The organism is Alcanivorax sp. HI0083 (assembly GCF_001635175.1).
Genome location: NZ_LWFX01001414.1, coordinates 1 through 1606 on the forward strand (window position 1 = coordinate 1; position 1606 = coordinate 1606).

Below are 1606 nucleotides of genomic sequence, written 5' to 3' on the forward strand. Positions count from 1 at the left end.
GTAATCCCGGCCATGGTGCTCGGCCAGCGCCACGGACACCGCCGCTACCAGCGGGATGCCTTTATAGGCCGGCCCGAACAACATATCGAATTCCAGCCCGGATGCCATGATCGCATCCGCATAATAGCGACCCAGCCGAGCCAGGGCCTCGCCGGTGTTAAAAGTGCCAGCATTGAAGAAATACGGGCTTTTGCGCCCGGACTTCAGGGTAAATTCCCCGAACTTCAACGCCTCACGCTCTTCGGCAAAGCGCAGAAAATGCTTCTTGTAGTTCTTCATACTCAAGCCTGTGTACTAGCCAGTCTGTTCGCAACAGCGCGAAACCGCGCCACCACAGCGACACGGCCCGCCTTTCTCTCTTGGCGTGTTACCAGCCCAGCGCCACCTGCTGGGCCTTGATGATCTCGCCAATGCCCTTTTCCGCCAGCCCCAACAGGCTGTCAGACTGCTCACGGGTAAATGGCGCGCCCTCTGCGGAACCCTGAATCTCGATAAAGCCGCCCTGCTGGGTCATCACCACGTTCATGTCGGTGCCCGCATTGGAGTCTTCGGCGTAATCCAGATCCAGCACCGGAGCATCCTCGAACATGCCCACGGACACCGCGCCCACCAGGCCGGTGAGCGGGTCACTCTTGATCTTCTTGGTTTCCAGCAGGTGGGTAAAAGCATCCACCAGCGCCACACAGGCTCCGGAAATAGATGCAGTTCGCGTGCCACCGTCCGCCTGCAGCACGTCGCAATCCAGATAGATGGTGCGCTCACCCAGCGCCTTCATGTCCACCGCGGCACGCAGGGAACGGCCGATCAAACGCTGGATTTCCAGCGTGCGTCCGCCCTGCTTGCCTCGTGTCGCCTCACGGCCGGAACGGGTGTGGGTGGAACGCGGCAGCATGCTGTATTCCGCAGTCAGCCAACCCTGGCCCTTGCCCTTGAGAAAGCGCGGCACGCCCTCTTCCACGGACGCGGTACACAGCACCTTGGTGTTCCCGAACGCCACCAATACGCTGCCCTCGGCATGAACGGTGTAGTTGCGGGTAAAGCTCAGTTCACGCAGTTGGTCGGGGGCTCGGCCGGATGGGCGCATGGAATCTCCTGGTAGTCTTGGAATCAAAAGGGCGACCATTGTAGCAAACACCGGCGCCAATGCCTGCCTTGCACCCAACCCCGTCTCGACTAGACTAGGGAACCCGGCACCGCCCGCGGTGTTTCATGCCGCAGGCGCCTGCCTGCAGGCGAAAAGACAGTCCCGAGTGACGAGAAGCGAGCTTCGAAAGGCAAGACTTGATATTGGGAAAGCCGGGGTTTCGCAACTCGTCACTCGATACTCGCTTCCGGCATTGCCTTTTCGCTTGCAAGCAAGCTCCTACAGGGCACGAACACCGGGACATTCCATGGCCAACACAGAGGTTCACCATGATTTGCAGCATGACCGCTTTTGCCCGCGCCGACCGCCCGCTTGAAGGCTACGGCCTGGTCTGGGAAATCAAGGCCGTGAACCACCGTTACCTGGAAATCAGCCCACGTCTGCCCGACGCCCTGCGCTCACTGGAAAACGCCGTGCGCGAACGCTGCCGCAAGGCCCTCGCCCGGGGCAAGGTGGAAGTCA

2 protein-coding genes and 1 pseudogene are annotated in these 1606 nt (G+C 60.8%); 1 reads left to right on the forward strand and 2 read right to left on the reverse strand.

The genetic code is table 11. The annotated features are described in order from the left end of the window. Positions 1 to 279, reverse strand: a pseudogene (gene pyrE / locus A3754_RS21425) (orotate phosphoribosyltransferase); the annotation flags it as partial. An 88-nt stretch (positions 280 to 367) separates the two neighbouring features. Next, entirely contained in the window at positions 368 to 1084 is a 717-nt protein-coding gene (gene rph, locus A3754_RS21430) for a ribonuclease PH (protein WP_063521286.1), read from the reverse strand. Between the two features lie 341 nt (positions 1085 to 1425). On the opposite strand from rph, the gene A3754_RS21435 reads away from it, so the two are divergent. Continuing rightward, the coding region (locus A3754_RS21435; protein ID WP_304439852.1) for a YicC/YloC family endoribonuclease at positions 1426 to 1606 on the forward strand (181 nt) is incomplete at its 3' end.

What these genes read in the sequence shown, in the direction of transcription:
- rph (WP_063521286.1), bottom strand. Translation starts at nt 1,084, where the DNA reads ATGCGCCCATCCGGCCGAGCCCCCGACCAACTGCGTGAACTGAGCTTT.